Annotated in this window: 16 protein-coding genes; all 16 read left to right on the forward strand. The window is 61.6% G+C overall.

From position 1 onward, the window contains the following. The first annotated feature begins 244 nt into the window (after positions 1-244). Positions 245-547 carry an FmdB family zinc ribbon protein gene (locus tag ISP19_RS15785; protein WP_204683381.1) on the forward strand — a complete coding sequence of 101 codons (303 nt, stop codon included), beginning with the start codon at positions 245-247 and terminating at the stop codon, positions 545-547. A 110-nt stretch (positions 548-657) separates the two neighbouring features. Continuing rightward, entirely contained in the window at positions 658-2,430 is a 1,773-nt protein-coding gene (aspS, locus tag ISP19_RS15790) for an aspartate--tRNA ligase (RefSeq protein ID WP_204683382.1), read from the forward strand. A 69-nt stretch (positions 2,431-2,499) separates the two neighbouring features. Continuing rightward, the gene (locus ISP19_RS15795; RefSeq protein WP_204683383.1) at positions 2,500-3,141 is read left to right on the forward strand and encodes an esterase/lipase family protein; all 642 of its coding nucleotides are present in this window, start codon (positions 2,500-2,502) and stop codon (positions 3,139-3,141) included. A 76-nt stretch (positions 3,142-3,217) separates the two neighbouring features. Beyond that, entirely contained in the window at positions 3,218-3,949 is a 732-nt protein-coding gene (locus ISP19_RS15800) for a YebC/PmpR family DNA-binding transcriptional regulator (RefSeq protein WP_204683384.1), read from the forward strand. Between the two features lie 26 nt (positions 3,950-3,975). Continuing rightward, positions 3,976-4,497 carry a crossover junction endodeoxyribonuclease RuvC gene (ruvC, locus tag ISP19_RS15805; protein ID WP_204683385.1) on the forward strand — a complete coding sequence of 174 codons (522 nt, stop codon included), beginning with the start codon at positions 3,976-3,978 and terminating at the stop codon, positions 4,495-4,497. Continuing rightward, positions 4,494-5,090: a Holliday junction branch migration protein RuvA gene (gene ruvA, locus ISP19_RS15810; RefSeq protein WP_204683386.1), complete on the forward strand. Its 597-nt coding sequence runs from the start codon at positions 4,494-4,496 to the stop codon at positions 5,088-5,090. Before ruvC ends, ruvA begins: the two co-directional genes overlap by 4 nt. Before the next feature lie 27 nt (positions 5,091-5,117). Continuing rightward, positions 5,118-6,995, forward strand: a complete 1,878-nt coding sequence (locus tag ISP19_RS15815; protein ID WP_204683387.1) for a potassium transporter Kup — start codon at positions 5,118-5,120, stop codon at positions 6,993-6,995. 104 nt (positions 6,996-7,099) lie between these two features. Further along, positions 7,100-8,149, forward strand: coding sequence for a Holliday junction branch migration DNA helicase RuvB (gene ruvB, locus ISP19_RS15820; RefSeq protein ID WP_204683388.1), 1,050 nt, complete (start codon positions 7,100-7,102; stop codon positions 8,147-8,149). Between the two features lie 131 nt (positions 8,150-8,280). Then, a complete protein-coding gene (ybgC, locus tag ISP19_RS15825; RefSeq protein WP_204683389.1) occupies positions 8,281-8,700 on the forward strand; it encodes a tol-pal system-associated acyl-CoA thioesterase in 420 nt (139 codons plus the stop codon). Between the two features lie 61 nt (positions 8,701-8,761). Next, positions 8,762-9,448, forward strand: a complete 687-nt coding sequence (tolQ, locus tag ISP19_RS15830; protein ID WP_204683390.1) for a protein TolQ — start codon at positions 8,762-8,764, stop codon at positions 9,446-9,448. Positions 9,449-9,462: 14 nt separating this feature from the next. Further along, on the forward strand, positions 9,463-9,909 hold the full coding sequence (gene tolR, locus ISP19_RS15835; protein WP_204683391.1) for a protein TolR: 447 nt from the start codon (positions 9,463-9,465) through the stop codon (positions 9,907-9,909). Then, positions 9,896-10,840, forward strand: coding sequence for a cell envelope integrity TolA family protein (locus ISP19_RS15840; RefSeq protein ID WP_204683392.1), 945 nt, complete (start codon positions 9,896-9,898; stop codon positions 10,838-10,840). The genes tolR and ISP19_RS15840 overlap by 14 nt, the downstream gene beginning before the upstream one ends. Positions 10,841-10,848: 8 nt before the next feature. Continuing rightward, the gene (gene tolB, locus ISP19_RS15845) at positions 10,849-12,171 is read left to right on the forward strand and encodes a Tol-Pal system beta propeller repeat protein TolB (protein ID WP_204683393.1); all 1,323 of its coding nucleotides are present in this window, start codon (positions 10,849-10,851) and stop codon (positions 12,169-12,171) included. A 258-nt stretch (positions 12,172-12,429) separates the two neighbouring features. Further along, on the forward strand, positions 12,430-12,939 hold the full coding sequence (pal, locus tag ISP19_RS15850) for a peptidoglycan-associated lipoprotein Pal (RefSeq protein WP_204683394.1): 510 nt from the start codon (positions 12,430-12,432) through the stop codon (positions 12,937-12,939). Between the two features lie 107 nt (positions 12,940-13,046). Then, positions 13,047-13,790 (forward strand): tol-pal system protein YbgF, encoded by a 744-nt coding sequence (ybgF, locus tag ISP19_RS15855; protein ID WP_379946090.1) that lies wholly within the window; start codon positions 13,047-13,049, stop codon positions 13,788-13,790. A gap of 8 nt (positions 13,791-13,798) precedes the next feature. After that, positions 13,799-14,494, forward strand: coding sequence for a 7-carboxy-7-deazaguanine synthase QueE (gene queE, locus ISP19_RS15860; RefSeq protein ID WP_204683396.1), 696 nt, complete (start codon positions 13,799-13,801; stop codon positions 14,492-14,494). The last annotated feature ends 55 nt before the right edge of the window (positions 14,495-14,549 follow it).

The following is a 14,549-nucleotide window of genomic DNA, read 5'->3' on the forward strand; positions in this document are numbered from 1 at the left end:
CTCCGGTTGCGGCTCAGGGCTGCCTGAGAAAGCTATCCGTGACCAAGCAAGCCCAATGTCGGCAGGAGGGGCTTGGATGTTCTCAAGATCCATAACCTTTCCTGCGTTTCTGGATCACCTGTGTGGCAGCCGGGACTGCTTCGCTCCAGGTAAAGGCTCTTGCGGTCCATGACTTTTAAACAGTGCGATAATGGTGGGGATATATATCGGCCCGAGGCCGATGTTGTTATGGAGAATATGCGCAGTGCCCATCTACGAATTTCAGTGCAATAGCTGCGGCCATCGCTTTGACCGGCTGCAGAAGATGTCCGATGCCGATCCCACCGACTGCCCCAGCTGCGGTGCGCCGCAGGTCCAGCGACGCTTGAGTGCGCCGCAGTTCCGGCTGTCCGGTGGCGGCTGGTACGAGACCGATTTCAAGAAGGACGGCGATAAGAAGCGCAATCTGGCCGGTGATGGCACGGCGGCCAAGCCGGGTGAAAGCACCCCGGCGCCGGCACCGGCGAAAACGGACGCCAAGCCGGCTGCCTCCAGCGGCACCGAGTAATTTGCCGCTTCCTCCGCGCAGGGAAGCGGAAGAACAAGCCATGGCAGTGTTAAGATTCCGGGCCTTTCCCACGTTTATTCGCCGCCTGGGCGGCCCGGAGTTTCGAGCGCATGCGCACGCATTATTGCGGCCTCATCAATGAGTCGCTGGTCGGCCAGACCGTTACCCTGTGCGGCTGGGTCAACACCCTTCGCCTGCAGAGCCACGTCGCCTTCGTCGACCTGCGCGACCATGAGGGCATTGCCCAGGCCGTGATCGAGCGCGAGAACGCCGCTGCCTTCGCCGTGGCGGGCGAGTTGGGCTACGAATACTGCGTGCGCGTCACCGGCACCATCCGCAAGCGCCTGTCGGCCAATGACAAGCTCAAGACCGGTGCGGTCGAGTTGCTGGCGGAGAAGCTGGAGATTCTCAACGCAGCGAAGGATCTGCCGTTCGCCCTGCACGAGAGTCCCAACGAGGACATGCGGATGACCTACCGCTACCTCGATCTGCGCCGTCCCGAGATGCAGACGATGATGCGCACCCGCATCAAGCTGGTGCAGGCGCTGCGCCGCTATCTGGATGCGCGCGGTTTCCAGGACATCGAAACGCCGATCCTCACCAAGGCCACGCCGGAAGGTGCGCGCGATTACCTCGTGCCCAGTCGCGTGCATCCCGGCCAGTTCTACGCCTTGCCGCAGTCGCCGCAGCTGTTCAAGCAGATCCTGATGATGGCCGGTTTCGACCGCTACTATCAGATCGCGCGCTGTTTCCGCGACGAAGACCTGCGCGCCGACCGCCAACCGGAATTCACCCAGCTCGATCTTGAATTCGCCTTCGTCGAAGAGAAGGACGTGCAGGATTTTGTCGAAGGCCTGATCCGCCACGTGTTCAAGGAAGTGGTGGACGTGGCGCTGGATGCGGTGTTCCCGCGCATGACCTGGGAAGAAGCCATGCGCCGCTTCGGTTCGGACAAGCCTGACCTGCGCATTGCGCTGGAGCTGGTGGATGTAGCCGACGCGCTCAAGCATGTCGAATTCAAGGTGTTTGCCGAACCGGCCAACGATCCGGCGGGACGTGTCGCGGCTTTGCGTCTGCCGGGTGGTGCAACGCTCAGCCGCAAGGAGATCGACCAGCTCACCGAATACGTGGCCAAGTACGGCGCGAAGGGGCTGGCGTGGATCAAGGTGGAAGACCTCGCCAAGGGCCGCGAAGGCGTCAATTCGCCGGTAGCGAAGTTCCTCGACGATGCCGCGCTGGAAGCCGTGCTCAAGGCTACTGGCGCGCAGTCGGGCGACATGGTGTTTGTCGGCGCAGGCAAGTGGAAGGCGGTCACCGACTTCATGGGCGCGTTGCGCCTGAAGGTCGGCAAGGATCGCGGTCTGGTCGAAAACAGCTGGAAGCCGCTGTGGGTCACCGATTTTCCGATGTTCGAGTACGACGAAGAAGAACAGCGTTTCGTCGCCCTGCATCACCCGTTCACCGCACCCAAGGTCGACGATATCGCCGATCTGCGCGCGAACGCGGCTGTTGCGGTGAGCCGCGGTTACGACATGGTGCTCAACGGTAACGAGATTGGCGGCGGTTCCATCCGTATCCATCGTCCGGAGATGCAGAGTGCGGTGTTCGAACTGCTCGGCATCGGCGCGGAAGAGGCGCAGATGAAGTTCGGCTTCCTGCTCAAGGCACTGAAGTTCGGCGCACCGCCGCACGGTGGCCTGGCCTTTGGTATCGACCGCATCGCCGCATTGATGGCGGGCACTGAATCGATCCGCGACGTGATTGCCTTCCCCAAGACCACCAGTGCACAGGATTTGATGACCGACGCCCCGTCGGTAGTCAGCGAAGCGCAGCTCAAGGAATTAAACGTGGCGGTGTCCGTCACTCAGGCAGTGAAGCGCTGAGTGGCCATCACCGCGGCCCTCTCTCCCAGAGGTGAGAGGGCCATGGACGTGGCGAGAAGATAGGTATCCATGACCGAACACGTCATCCTGCTGCACGGCCTGTGGATGCGCGGTTTCGCGCTGGGCTTGCTGCATCGCCGCCTGATGGAAGAGGGCCTTCGCGTCCATCGCTTCGACTACATGAGCGTGGCGGCGAATCAGCAGCATGTACTCGCGCGCCTGCGTGCGGGCATGCTGGAGTGCGCTCCGGAAACCGTGCATCTGGTCGGTCATAGCCTGGGCGGCTTGCTCGCCTTGCGCGCATGTCTGGAGCCGGGCGAGCTTCCGCCCGGGCGGATCGTCTGTCTGGGTTCGCCGCTCAAGGGCAGCGCCGCCGCACGGGCTTTTGCCGGCCTGGGGCGCGGTGGCGGGGTGCTGCTGGGATCCAATCGGGTGCTGCTTGAACAGGGCTTCGAAGCCTGGAGCGGACCGCGTGAGGTGGGCATGATCGCCGGGTGCATGCCGATCGGCCTGGGCGCAATGCTCAGCCATATCGCCGGCGAGCATGACGGCACGGTGGCGGTGGAAGAGACCTCGCTGCCGGGTCTTGCCGGCCATTGCGTGGTCGAAACCAGCCATACTGGGCTGCTGCTGTCGGCAGAGGTGGCCAAGCTCACCACCCAGTTCCTGCGTGAAGGGCGCTTCGGACCCGTCCCGAAGGGCGCCGGTTGATGCTGGGGACATCCCTAGATATTTGCGCGATGCAGTAAAATCGCTCGCTTGTCATCAGATCCAGTCAGGAATCGCCATGGGTAGAGGCCCGTCCATCGAAGGTCGCAAGAACGCCGAAGACGCCAAGCGCGCCAAGGTATTCACCAAGCTGATCCGAGAAATCACTGTTGCCACGCGTGCCGGTGTGGCCGATCCGAACCTCAACCCGCGCCTGCGTACGGCGGTGGACAAGGCGCTGACGGCCAACATGTCCAAGGACACCATCGAGCGCGCGATCAAGCGCGGCTCCGGTGCCGACGGCGGCGCGAAGATGGAAGAGCTGCGCTACGAGGGCTATGGTCCGGCCGGTATCGCACTGATCATCGAGTGCTTCACCGACAATCCCACCCGCACGGTGGCCGACGTGCGTCACGCGTTGACCAAGCATGGCGGCAATCTGGGTACCAGCGGTTCGGTGGCGTTCCAGTTCACGCGTTGCGGCGAACTGGTGTTCACCACCGGCGGCGATGCCGCCGCGGAAGAAAAAGTGCTGGAAGCTGCGCTGGAAGCCGGTGCCGATGACGTGATCAACGAAAACGGCGAAAGCACCGTGATCTGTGCGCCGGAACATTTCGAAACGGTGCAGCAGGCGCTGATCGATGCGAAGCTTGATGCACAGCACGCTGGCGTGGTGATGCGTCCGAACAATCGCACTGCCGTAACGGGTGAATCGCTGGAGACGCTCACCGATCTGCTGGAAAAACTCGACGGGCTGGATGACGTCAGCGAGGTATATCACAACGCCTCACTGCCGGCCGACGCCGCGTAAATGACGGCGGCCACAGCTACCTCGCGATGATCCGCATCATTGGCATCGACCCAGGCAGCCAGCGCACTGGCATCGGCATCGTGGATGTCGATGCGGCAGGCAAGCTGTCACATGTTTTTCATGATGCGCTGGTCGTGGCCGGTGAGGACAGCTTTCCGCTGCGCCTGAAACGCATTTTTGATGGCGTCAGTGAGATCATCGCGACCCATCGTCCGGTGGAGTGCGGCATCGAGCGCGTGTTTATGGCGCGCAATGCCGATTCTGCGCTTAAACTCGGGCAGGCACGCGGCGCCGCCATCTGCGCCGTGGTCAATCGGGGGATTGCCGTGCACGAATACGCAGCGACCGAAGTAAAGAAAGCCGTGGTCGGTGGCGGCCGCAGCGACAAGACACAGGTGCAGCACATGATCGGCGTATTGCTCGGGCTGAAGGGCCCCATCCAGGCGGATGCCGCCGATGCGTTGGCCATTGCCGTCGCACATGCGCACACCCGTTCCAGTCTCGAACGCGTGGGTATTCCGCGCACTGCATGGAGGCGTCGCCGATGATCGGTCGACTTCGCGGTATTCTCGTTTCAAAGCAGCCGCCCAGGTTGCTGATCGATGTGGGTGGGGTGGGCTACGAGGTGGAAGCGCCGATGTCCACCATCTACGACCTCCCGCCCACCGGCAAGGAAGTCACCCTGCTTACCCATTACGCGGTCAAGGAAGACAGTGTTGCGCTGTATGGTTTTCTGCATGAATCCGAGCGCACCGTGTTCCGTGATCTGCAGAAAGTAAGCGGCATCGGCGCCAAGATTTCGCTGGCGGTATTGTCCGGTGTATCAACGCAGGAATTTGCGCGCATGGTGCAGGCCGGCGATGTCGTTGCGTTGACCAAGATTCCCGGCATCGGCAAAAAGACCGCCGAGCGCATCGTGGTGGAACTGCGCGATCGCGTGCACGGCCTGGGCGCAAGCGCGCCGGGTTTCTCCGCCGCGTCGGATGCACCGCTTGATCCGACCGCAGAAGCCACCGTTGCGCTCCAGCAACTGGGCTACAAGCCGGCCGAAGTGACTCGGCTGGTGCAGAAAGTCGCCGCCACAGGTGACAGTGCTGAAACCATTATCCGCAAGGCGCTGCGCGCCGCACTCGGGAGTTAGTTCGTGGGCCATGATATTTACCAGGGAATGAGTGAGTCAGAAGCCAGGAAGCGCATGGCGACACTGGCCCTGGGTGCGATCGGCGTCGTGTACGGCGACATCGGCACCAGTCCGCTCTATACCTTGCAGACCACGCTCAGCTACGAGGGCAAAACGCCGCATGCGGATAGCATTTTCGGTGTGTTGTCGCTGATTTTCTGGGCGCAGATCATCGTGGTGTCGTTGAAGTATGTGGTGTTCATCATGCGCGCCGACAACAAGGGTGAAGGCGGCATCATGGCGTTGATGGCGCTGGCGCTGCGTGGTGTGCGCGGCAGCGCAAGGATGCGTTGGTTGCTGGCGATCATCGGCATTTTCGGCGCGGCGCTGTTCTACGGTGACGGCGTGATCACGCCGGCTATTTCGGTGCTGTCGGCGGTTGAAGGCGTGAAAGTGGCGGCGCCCGGCTTGGGGCACTGGGTGATGCCAGTCAGTGCGGTCATCCTGTTTTTCCTGTTTGCGCTGCAGAAGCACGGCACCGATCGTGTGGGCAAGCTATTCGGGCCGGTGATGGTGGTGTGGTTTATCGTCATCGCGGTGATCGGTGTGCAGAACATCGTGCAAAACCCCAGCATTTTGCGCGCGCTTTCTCCCCACTACGGTCTCGAATTTTTCATGCATCACGGCTGGAGCGCGTTCGTTGCGCTGGGCGGTGTGGTGCTGGCGCTGACCGGCGCCGAGGCGCTGTACGCAGACATGGGGCATTTCGGCAAGCGGCCGATCCAGCTGGCATGGTTCAGTTTCATCCTGCCCGCGCTGGTGCTCAATTATTTTGGCCAGGGTGCGTTGCTGTTGCGTGATCCAAGCGCTATCGACAACCCGTTCTTCAAAGCCGTGCCGTCGATGTTCCTGTACCCGATGATCGGGCTGGCGACGATGGCCACGGTGATTGCTTCACAAGCGGTGATTTCCGGCGCGTTCTCGATGACTCGCGAGGCGATGTCGCTGGGTTATTCGCTGCGCATGCCGATCGTGCATACCTCGCGTGAAATGTCGGGGCAGATCTTCGTGCCGTGGGTCAACAGCTTCCTGCTGGTGATGGTGCTGGTGGCGGTGGTGGGATTCGGCAGTTCCGACGCGCTGAGCGCCGCCTACGGTATTGCCGTGACGGGCACGATGAGCATCACAACGATCCTGGCGCTGTTCGTTGCGCGTCATCAATGGGGTTGGCGCCTGCCCTGGCTGATCGTGGTGGGTGCGTGCCTGTTGATCATCGATCTGTCGTTCTTCTCCGCCAACCTGCTGAAGGTCGAGGCCGGTGGCTGGTTCCCGCTGGTGCTCGGCCTGGGCGTGTTCATCGTGATGACCACCTGGCGCCGTGGCCGCGAACTGGTGGTGCGCGAGATCAAGCAGGGGGGGCTGGCGCTGATGCCGTTTATCGAGAACATCATCGAACATCCGCCATTGCGCGTGCCGGGCACCGCCGTATTTCTCACCGCCAACCAGAACGCCGTGCCGCACGCACTGCTGCACAATCTCAAGCACAACAAGGTGCTGCACGAGCGCAACGTGATGTTGACGGTGGACATCCTCGAGACGCCGGTGGCCGAAGCGGAGGAGCGTATCCGCCTGGTACCGATGGACGGCGATTTCTACGGCCTCGAACTGCGCTTCGGTTTTGCCGAAGATCCGAACATACCGCTGGCGCTCTCCAAGTGCGCGAAGAGCGGCCTGCCGTTCGACCTGATGGACACCACCTTCTTTCTCTCGCGCGAGAACGTGGTGGCGGACAAGCGCCGTCCTGGCATGGCGCTGTGGCGCGATCGCCTGTTCGCCTTCATGTCGCGCAATGCGCTGCCGGCGACGGCGTTCTTCCAGATTCCGGGTAACCGCCTGATTGAGCTGGGAACACAGGTGGAAATCTAAGTTCAGGAGATAAGAGATAGAAGTGAGTAGTGAGAGGGTCGCGGGGTCAGCTTTCTCTTACTTCTCACTCCTCTTCCCTCACTCCTCGCCCCATAATGGCTGCCATGACCGACCGCCTCATCACCGCCAATGCCCAGATGGACGACGAAGCCCTCGAGGCGTCGATCCGTCCCAAGCGGCTGGCCGAATACCTCGGTCAGCAGGCGGTGCGCGAGCAGCTGTCGATCTACATCGAGGCTGCCAGGAAGCGTGGCGGGGCGCTGGACCATGTGCTGATCTTCGGGCCACCGGGTCTTGGCAAGACCACGTTGAGCCATGTCATTGCCAATGAGTTGGGCGTCAATCTGCGTTCTACCTCCGGTCCGGTGCTGGAACGCGCGGGCGATCTGGCGGCGCTGCTGACCAATCTTGAAGCACACGATGTGCTGTTTGTCGATGAAATCCATCGTCTTTCGCCCATCGTGGAGGAAGTGCTCTATCCGGCGATGGAGGACTTCCAGATCGACATCATGATTGGCGAGGGTCCGGCGGCGCGTTCGATCAAGCTGGATTTGCCGCCTTTTACGCTGATTGGTGCCACCACGCGCGCGGGTTTGCTGACCGCACCGCTGCGCGATCGCTTCGGTATCGTGCAGCGTCTGGAGTTCTATTCGCCCGAAGAGCTCACCGCCATCGTGCGCCGATCGGCGCGCATTCTTGGTATTGACTGTGACATCGAAGGTGCGCAGGAAATCGCGCGTCGTGCGCGCGGTACGCCACGTATCGCCAACCGCCTGCTGCGCCGTGTGCGTGACTACGCCGAAGTGCGCGCGGGCGGACGCATCACGCGCCAGGCCGCACAAGCCGCGATGGACATGCTCAAGGTGGATGCCGAGGGTTTTGACGAACTCGATCGGCGCCTGCTGACCGTCATCATCGAAAACTTCGATGGTGGTCCGGTCGGTGTCGAATCGCTGGCGGCGGCACTTAGCGAGGATCGTGGCACGCTCGAGGATGTGGTGGAGCCCTATTTGATCCAGCAGGGCTTCCTGGTGCGCACCGCTCGCGGACGCATGGCCAGTGCGAAGGGCTGGCGCCATCTCGGGCTCACGCCGCCGCCGCGTCAGGTTCCGGTGAGCGATTTGTTTGGACCCACGGGGGCAGGGGATGCGTAGCAGGGGTATGGCCACCGTCAGATCGGGCTGTTGTCGTCGCTTTTTTCGATTACGGTAGAGCGGATCCTGGCGGATGAGCCGTTGCTGTTCGCCCACTATTGACTCCCCATCCCTCTCGCCAAGTCTTTGTCATGTCACCAACAAGCCGCTCCCCCTTCAGCTGGCCGGTCCGCGTCTACTGGGAAGATACCGATGCCGGTGGCGTGGTCTACCATGCGAGCTATCTGCGCTTTCTGGAGCGGGCTCGCAGCGAATGGCTGCGTGGGCTGGGCGTCGACCAGCTGGCCCTGAAGGAGACCACCGGGCTGGGCTTCGTGGTGCACCGGATGGAGATCGATTTCCTCCGGGCCGCCCTGCTGGACGATGAACTGATGGTGAGCGTGGAAGTCAAAGAACGCCGTTCAGCCAGTATCCTTTTCACGCAGAGTATTACCCGGGCGGATGGAGCCGCGTTGATCCAGGCGCAGGTGCGTGCCGCATGCGTGGATTTGAAGCGAATGCGACCCGCCCCGATTCCGGTCGATATCACCGGCCGGATCGATCGGGCTTGATCCCCATCCCGGCCTGACCCAAGAACATATACATACCCATGTGGTGGAGTACCCCCAAGCCATGAACGGTGGACTGAACGTTTTCGAGATCGTTGCGGATGCCAGCTGGCCCGTGAAATTCGTGATGCTGGCGCTGATGCTGTTCTCCTTCCTGTCCTGGGTGATCATCATCCGCAAGTACGCGCAGCTGAAGGCGGCGATGGAAAACGCCGAGTCGTTCGAGGAGCGCTTCTGGTCTGGCGCGGATCTGGCCCAGTTGTTCCGCGAGGTCAGCAACAACGGCGGTGACAACGGCGGCATGGAGAACATCTTCGAATCGGGCTTCCGTGAATTCGTGCGCCAGCGCCAGCGCCGTGCCAGCGACATGCGCACGGTGATCGAAGGCTCCGAGCGTGCGATGCGCGTGGCGGGCACGAAGGAAATTGGTGCGCTGGAACGCAATCTGGAATTTCTTGCCAACGTTGGCTCGATCAGCCCCTATGTCGGCCTGTTTGGTACGGTGTGGGGCATCATGGGCGCCTTCCAGGGCCTTGGCGAAATGAAGGATGTGACCATCGCCGTCGTGGCGCCGCACATCTCCGAGGCGCTGATTGCTACCGCGATGGGTCTGTTCGCTGCGATTCCCGCGGTGTGGGCCTATAACCGCTACGCCAACAAGGTGGAGCGAGTGGCTTCGCACTACGAGGTGTTCCAGGAAGAGTTCTCCTCCGTGTTGCAGCGTCAGATCCAGATCGACGACACGAACTGATCGAGGACGCAATCATGCGTAGCTCTGCGCGCCATAAGCGCTTCAAATTGAAATCCGAGATCAACGTCGTGCCTTACATCGACGTGATGCTGGTGCTGTTGATCATCTTCATGGTCACGGCGCCGATGCTCAACGCGAACGTTGATGTAAACCTGCCGCAGGCCAATGCCAAGTCGCTGCAGGACAAGAAGGAGCCGGTGATCGTCTCGGTGGATAGCCAGGGGCAGATGTACCTGACCCTGGGCACCAGTAAGAAAGAGCCGATCGACGCCAATGCCCTGAAGGTCAAGGTTGGTGCGTTCGTGCAGCAGAATCCGGATGTCAGCGTGCTGGTCGCGGGCGATCGCGATGGCAAGTACGACGGCGTCTATCAGGTACTGGCCTTGTTGCAGCAGGCCGGCGTCGCCAAGGTCGGCTTGATGAGTGCGCCGGAGTCGGGCAGCCCGAATGGACGACCGTAACACCAAAGGAACTCCGCTGGCGGTAGTTCTCTCGGCCATCCTGCACCTGGGTATCGTCGCCTTTCTGTTCCTGGCGATGCTGCCGTGCACGCGCTACGACAAATTCCTGAGTGCGCTGGGATTGCCCAATCCCATTACCTGCACGCCGCCGCCATTGCAGCTGTCGGGGCCGCCGATCGAGGCGACCCTGATCGGCAATACCGGTGCGCCGCCGCCGAAGGCACAGCTCGTCAAGCCGATTCCGAACACCGTGCCGCCGCCGCCCGCGGTGCCGCCGCCACCACCCCCGCCGCAGGTGCAGCCGCCACCGAAGCCCAGCCAATTGCCGCCGCCGCCGGAACATCCGGATACGGTGGATCAGGAGCGTGTGGTGCAGGATGCGCTCCAGAAGGCTGAAGATGCCAAGAAGGAGCAGGAGGAGAAGGAGCGTCAGCGTCAATCCGAGTTGGACGCCCAGGCCGCCAAGCGCAAAGAGGAGCAGCAAAAAGTGGATGAGCTGTTCAAGCAGCTCAATGCCGCTTCCCAGCAGACCCAGAAGCTCGACAGCAAGGCCAAGCAGGCCAAGCAGCAGCTGGCGGATCTGAAGAACGCGCAGGACAACGGTCAGCCTGACCTGCCCAACGCCGAGCAGCGACAAAGCGGCAACAATTCCAACAGTACCCTGTTGTCTCAATACATGGCGGCGATTCAGAACGCCGTCACGCAGAATTGGCTAAGGCCGGATAACATGCCGAACGCGCCGTGCGTGGTCCATATCGTGCAGCTTCCGGGCGGCAATGTGCTCAGTGCCAAGGCGTCGCCCAGCTGTCCTTATGACGCGGCCGGCAAGAAGTCCGTCGAAGATGCCGTGCTCCGCGCGCAGCCGCTGCCCTACAAGGGCTTCGAAAGCGTGTTCCATCGCGAAATCGATTTCACCTTCACCCCGCAGTGAGCAAGCCCATGCGCAGATCATCCCGATCATTACTTACCCTCATCCTGCTGTTGGTAGCGGGCCTGATCGTCGGTCCCGCCGCGGCACAGACCTTGAACGTGCAGATCGTCGGTGGCGTAAAGACGGCTACCCCGATTGCCGTGGTGCCGTTTGCACAGCAGGGCGGTTCGCCGTTGCCGACCGACGTTGCCGACGTGATCCGCAATGACCTCAACCGCTGCGGCAAATTCCGCTCGCTGGCAGTGAGCGAAATCGTCGAGCAGCCCAGCCAGGGTTCGGACATCAAGTTCGCCACCTGGCGCCTGCTCAAGCAGGACTACATCGTGATCGGCCGCATCAAGGATGCCGGCAATGGCATGGTGTCCGTCGAATACGAACTGTGGGATGTCAACCGTCAGCAACGCCTGCTCGGTGCGGCCATGCCGCCCGCTTCGGTGAGCGATCTGCGCAGCGTGGCGCACCAGATTGCCGACGCCATCTTCCAGCAGATCACCGGTATCCCGGGGGCATTCTGGACGCGCATCGCCTACATCACTTCGGTGGGCACGGGCGCCAATCAGACCTACTCGCTGATCGTGGCCGACTCCGATGGCTACAACCCGCAGGTCGTGGCCCGTTCGCACGAAGCGCTGCTGTCGCCGAAGTGGTCGCCGGATGGCAGCCGCATCGCTTATGTGTCGTTCGAAAGCGGCAACTCGGCCATCTACGTCCAGAACATTTCGACTGGTGCGCGCCAGCTTATTTCCGGCCGCGGCAAGGGCATCAACAGTGCGCCTGCCTGGTCGCCGGATGGCACCAAGCTTGCGTTGTCGCTGTCGTATACCGGTAATCCAGAGATCTATGTGATGGATCTGGCCAGCCGCCAGGAAACCCGCCTTACGCGCAGCCTGGCGATCAACACAGAGCCGGTCTGGTCGCCGGACGGCCAGAGCATCTATTTCACCTCCGATCGCTCGGGCCGTCCGCAGATCTATCAGATGTCGGCCTCCGGCGGCACGCCACAGCGCATCTCCTTCCAGGGGCAACAGAACCTGGATGCGGCGATCAGTTACGACGGCAAGCAGATGGCAATGGTGCAGGCCAACGGGAACGTGTATCGTATTGCCATCGTGGACCAAAGCCTCGGCGGGCAAGTGCGCTACATCTCGCCCGGTCCGATTGACGAATCGCCAAGCTTTGCACCAAACGCCAGCATGCTGATCTATGCCGCCAGTGATGGACCCCGGGACGTGTTGTATGCCGTTTCGGACGATGGCATGGTCAGGCAGCGGCTGATGCTGGCCGATGGCGACGTCCGCCAGCCGGCGTGGGGACCCTATCGTAAAAACTGAATTTTCGATCCAGCCGTAGCCTTCGGGGCTGCGGCCGGATGCCCTAAGGAGGGCCCGGAATGCTTTTTGAGGTGTTCCGGCAAGGTGGGTCGTGGCACTTTGCCTCGCCCCACAGCGGCCTGAAGCAGTACAATGCGTGGCCGTAAGTTGAAGGTGTAAGAAAAATAAGTAAAACAGCCGGGCCACCGGCGACTACTGTCCCGTAACCGCAATCGTCATTGACTGTCGGAAATCAAACCCGTTTGAAGGAACGTCACCATGAATAAGACCGTTCGTATCGCTCTGGTCGCCCTGCTTTGCGTTGGCGCGGCGGCCTGCTCCAAGAAGCAGGAAGTCAAGCCGCAGCAGGAAGCCCCGCAAGTTGCGCAGGAAACCGCTGCTCCGCAGGGCACCGGCAAGTACACCCCGGCTGACCTCGACACGGATCCTTGCCTGCGTCAGCGCGTTGTCTACTTCGACTTCGACAAGGACGAAGTGAAGCCGGAGTTCGCCCAGATCATGCAGTGCCACGCCAAGTACCTGCAGGATCGTCCGACCGCGCAGATGCGCTTGGAAGGCAACACCGACGAGCGCGGTACGCGTGAATACAACCTCGGCCTCGGCGAGCGCCGCGGTAACGCCGTGTCCAGCGCACTGCAGGCCAATGGCGCCTCGGCCAGCCAGATCAGCGTGATCAGCTACGGCAAAGAGAAGCCGGTGTGCCGCGAGCACAACGAGGATTGCTGGAGCAAGAATCGTCGTGTTGAGATCGTCTACACGGCTGAGTAATGGTGTTTCGGCTGGCTAATCGTTTCACGGCCAGTTTCAGCATGGCGGGCGCCTTGGCGTCCGCCATGCTGTTTATGGCTCCGGCACATGCTCAGGATTCATCGCCGATGAGCCTGTCCGACCGGGTTGCTCGCCTCGAGCAACAACAGCAGAACCAGGATCAGTACCGGACCAACCTGCTCAACCAGCTTCAGCAGATGCAGTCGCAGATGCAGAACATGCAGGGCCAGATCGAAGAACTGCAGCATCAGGTGCAGCAGTTGCAGGATCAGAGCAAGGCGCAGTACACCGATCTGGACAGCCGTGTTGGACGGTTGGAAAAGAGTGCCAGTGCCAATCCGGCACCTGCTGCGAGCAGTAATGGCCCGGCTCCGGCCGCATCCGCTCCTGCTGCCAGCACCAGCTCTGCCCCGGCTGCACCCACGGCGCCATCTGTACCCGCCGAATCCGCCGCGCAAAAGGCTGCGGCGCTCAATGCTTACAACGCGGCCTTCAAATCCATAAAGGCTGGCGATTACGTATCTTCTTCGCGTGGGTTCCGGGAATTCATCGAGAAATACCCGAACGATGCGCTGACTCCGAATGCCTTCTACTGGCTGGGCGAGTCGTACTACGCGACGACCAACTATCAGGTTGCGGTAGAAGCCTTCAAGCACCTGCTGAGTCAGTACCCGCAGAGCGAGAAGGCGCCGGATGCCACCCTCAAGCTCGGTTATAGCCAGCTTGAAATGAAGCAGACGGACGCAGGCACCGCGACGCTGAAACTGGTGGTGAGCAAGTATCCCAATTCCAACGCCGCCAAGCTGGCTCAAGAAAGACTGCGCCGGCTGCCGCAGCAGCCGGCTCGTTGAGTACCACCATGGCGATAGGCAGTCAGGCAAGCGTGGAAGAGACCACGTCGGCGTCGTCAACAGCCGAGCGTTTGCGCATCACCGAGATCTTCCATTCGATCCAGGGTGAGGCGGATGCGATCGGCTGGCGCACGGTATTCGTGCGCCTCACCGGCTGTCCGCTGCGCTGCGTGTGGTGCGATACCGAGTATTCGTTTTACGGCGGCAACTGGCGCGATATCGACGACATTCTTGCCGAGGTCGCGGTGCATGGCGCGAAGCATGTCTGCGTGACCGGTGGCGAACCGCTGGCGCAGAAACGCTGCCTGATCCTGCTGCATAAGCTGTGTGATGCGGGCTATGAGGTTTCGTTGGAGACGTCCGGCGCGATTGATGTGTCCTCGGTCGATGCGCGCGTGCGCAAGGTGATGGATCTGAAGGCGCCGGATTCCGGCGAGAGCCAGCGCAATCTGTGGTCCAACCTGGGTCATTTACTGCCGCATGATCAGGTGAAGATCGTCATCGCCAGTCGCGCCGATTACGAATGGGCGCGTGATGTTGTAGCCGAACACGCGATCGACAAGCGCTGCATGGTGCTGTTCTCACCGGTACATGGCGCGGTAGAGCCGCGGGCACTGGCCGAGTGGATCATCGAGGATAAGTTGCCGGTGCGTTTCCAACTGCAGTTGCATAAGCTGCTGTGGAACGATGCACCGGGGCACTAGTTGATTACGTAAGGAAAGGGGGCCGGTTATGTCTGGTCATCCACCCTTCGATCGC

Origin of the sequence: Dyella flava (genome assembly GCF_016904955.1) — a bacterium.
In the GTDB taxonomy this organism is placed as follows: Bacteria; Pseudomonadota; Gammaproteobacteria; order Xanthomonadales; family Rhodanobacteraceae; genus Dyella_B; species Dyella_B flava.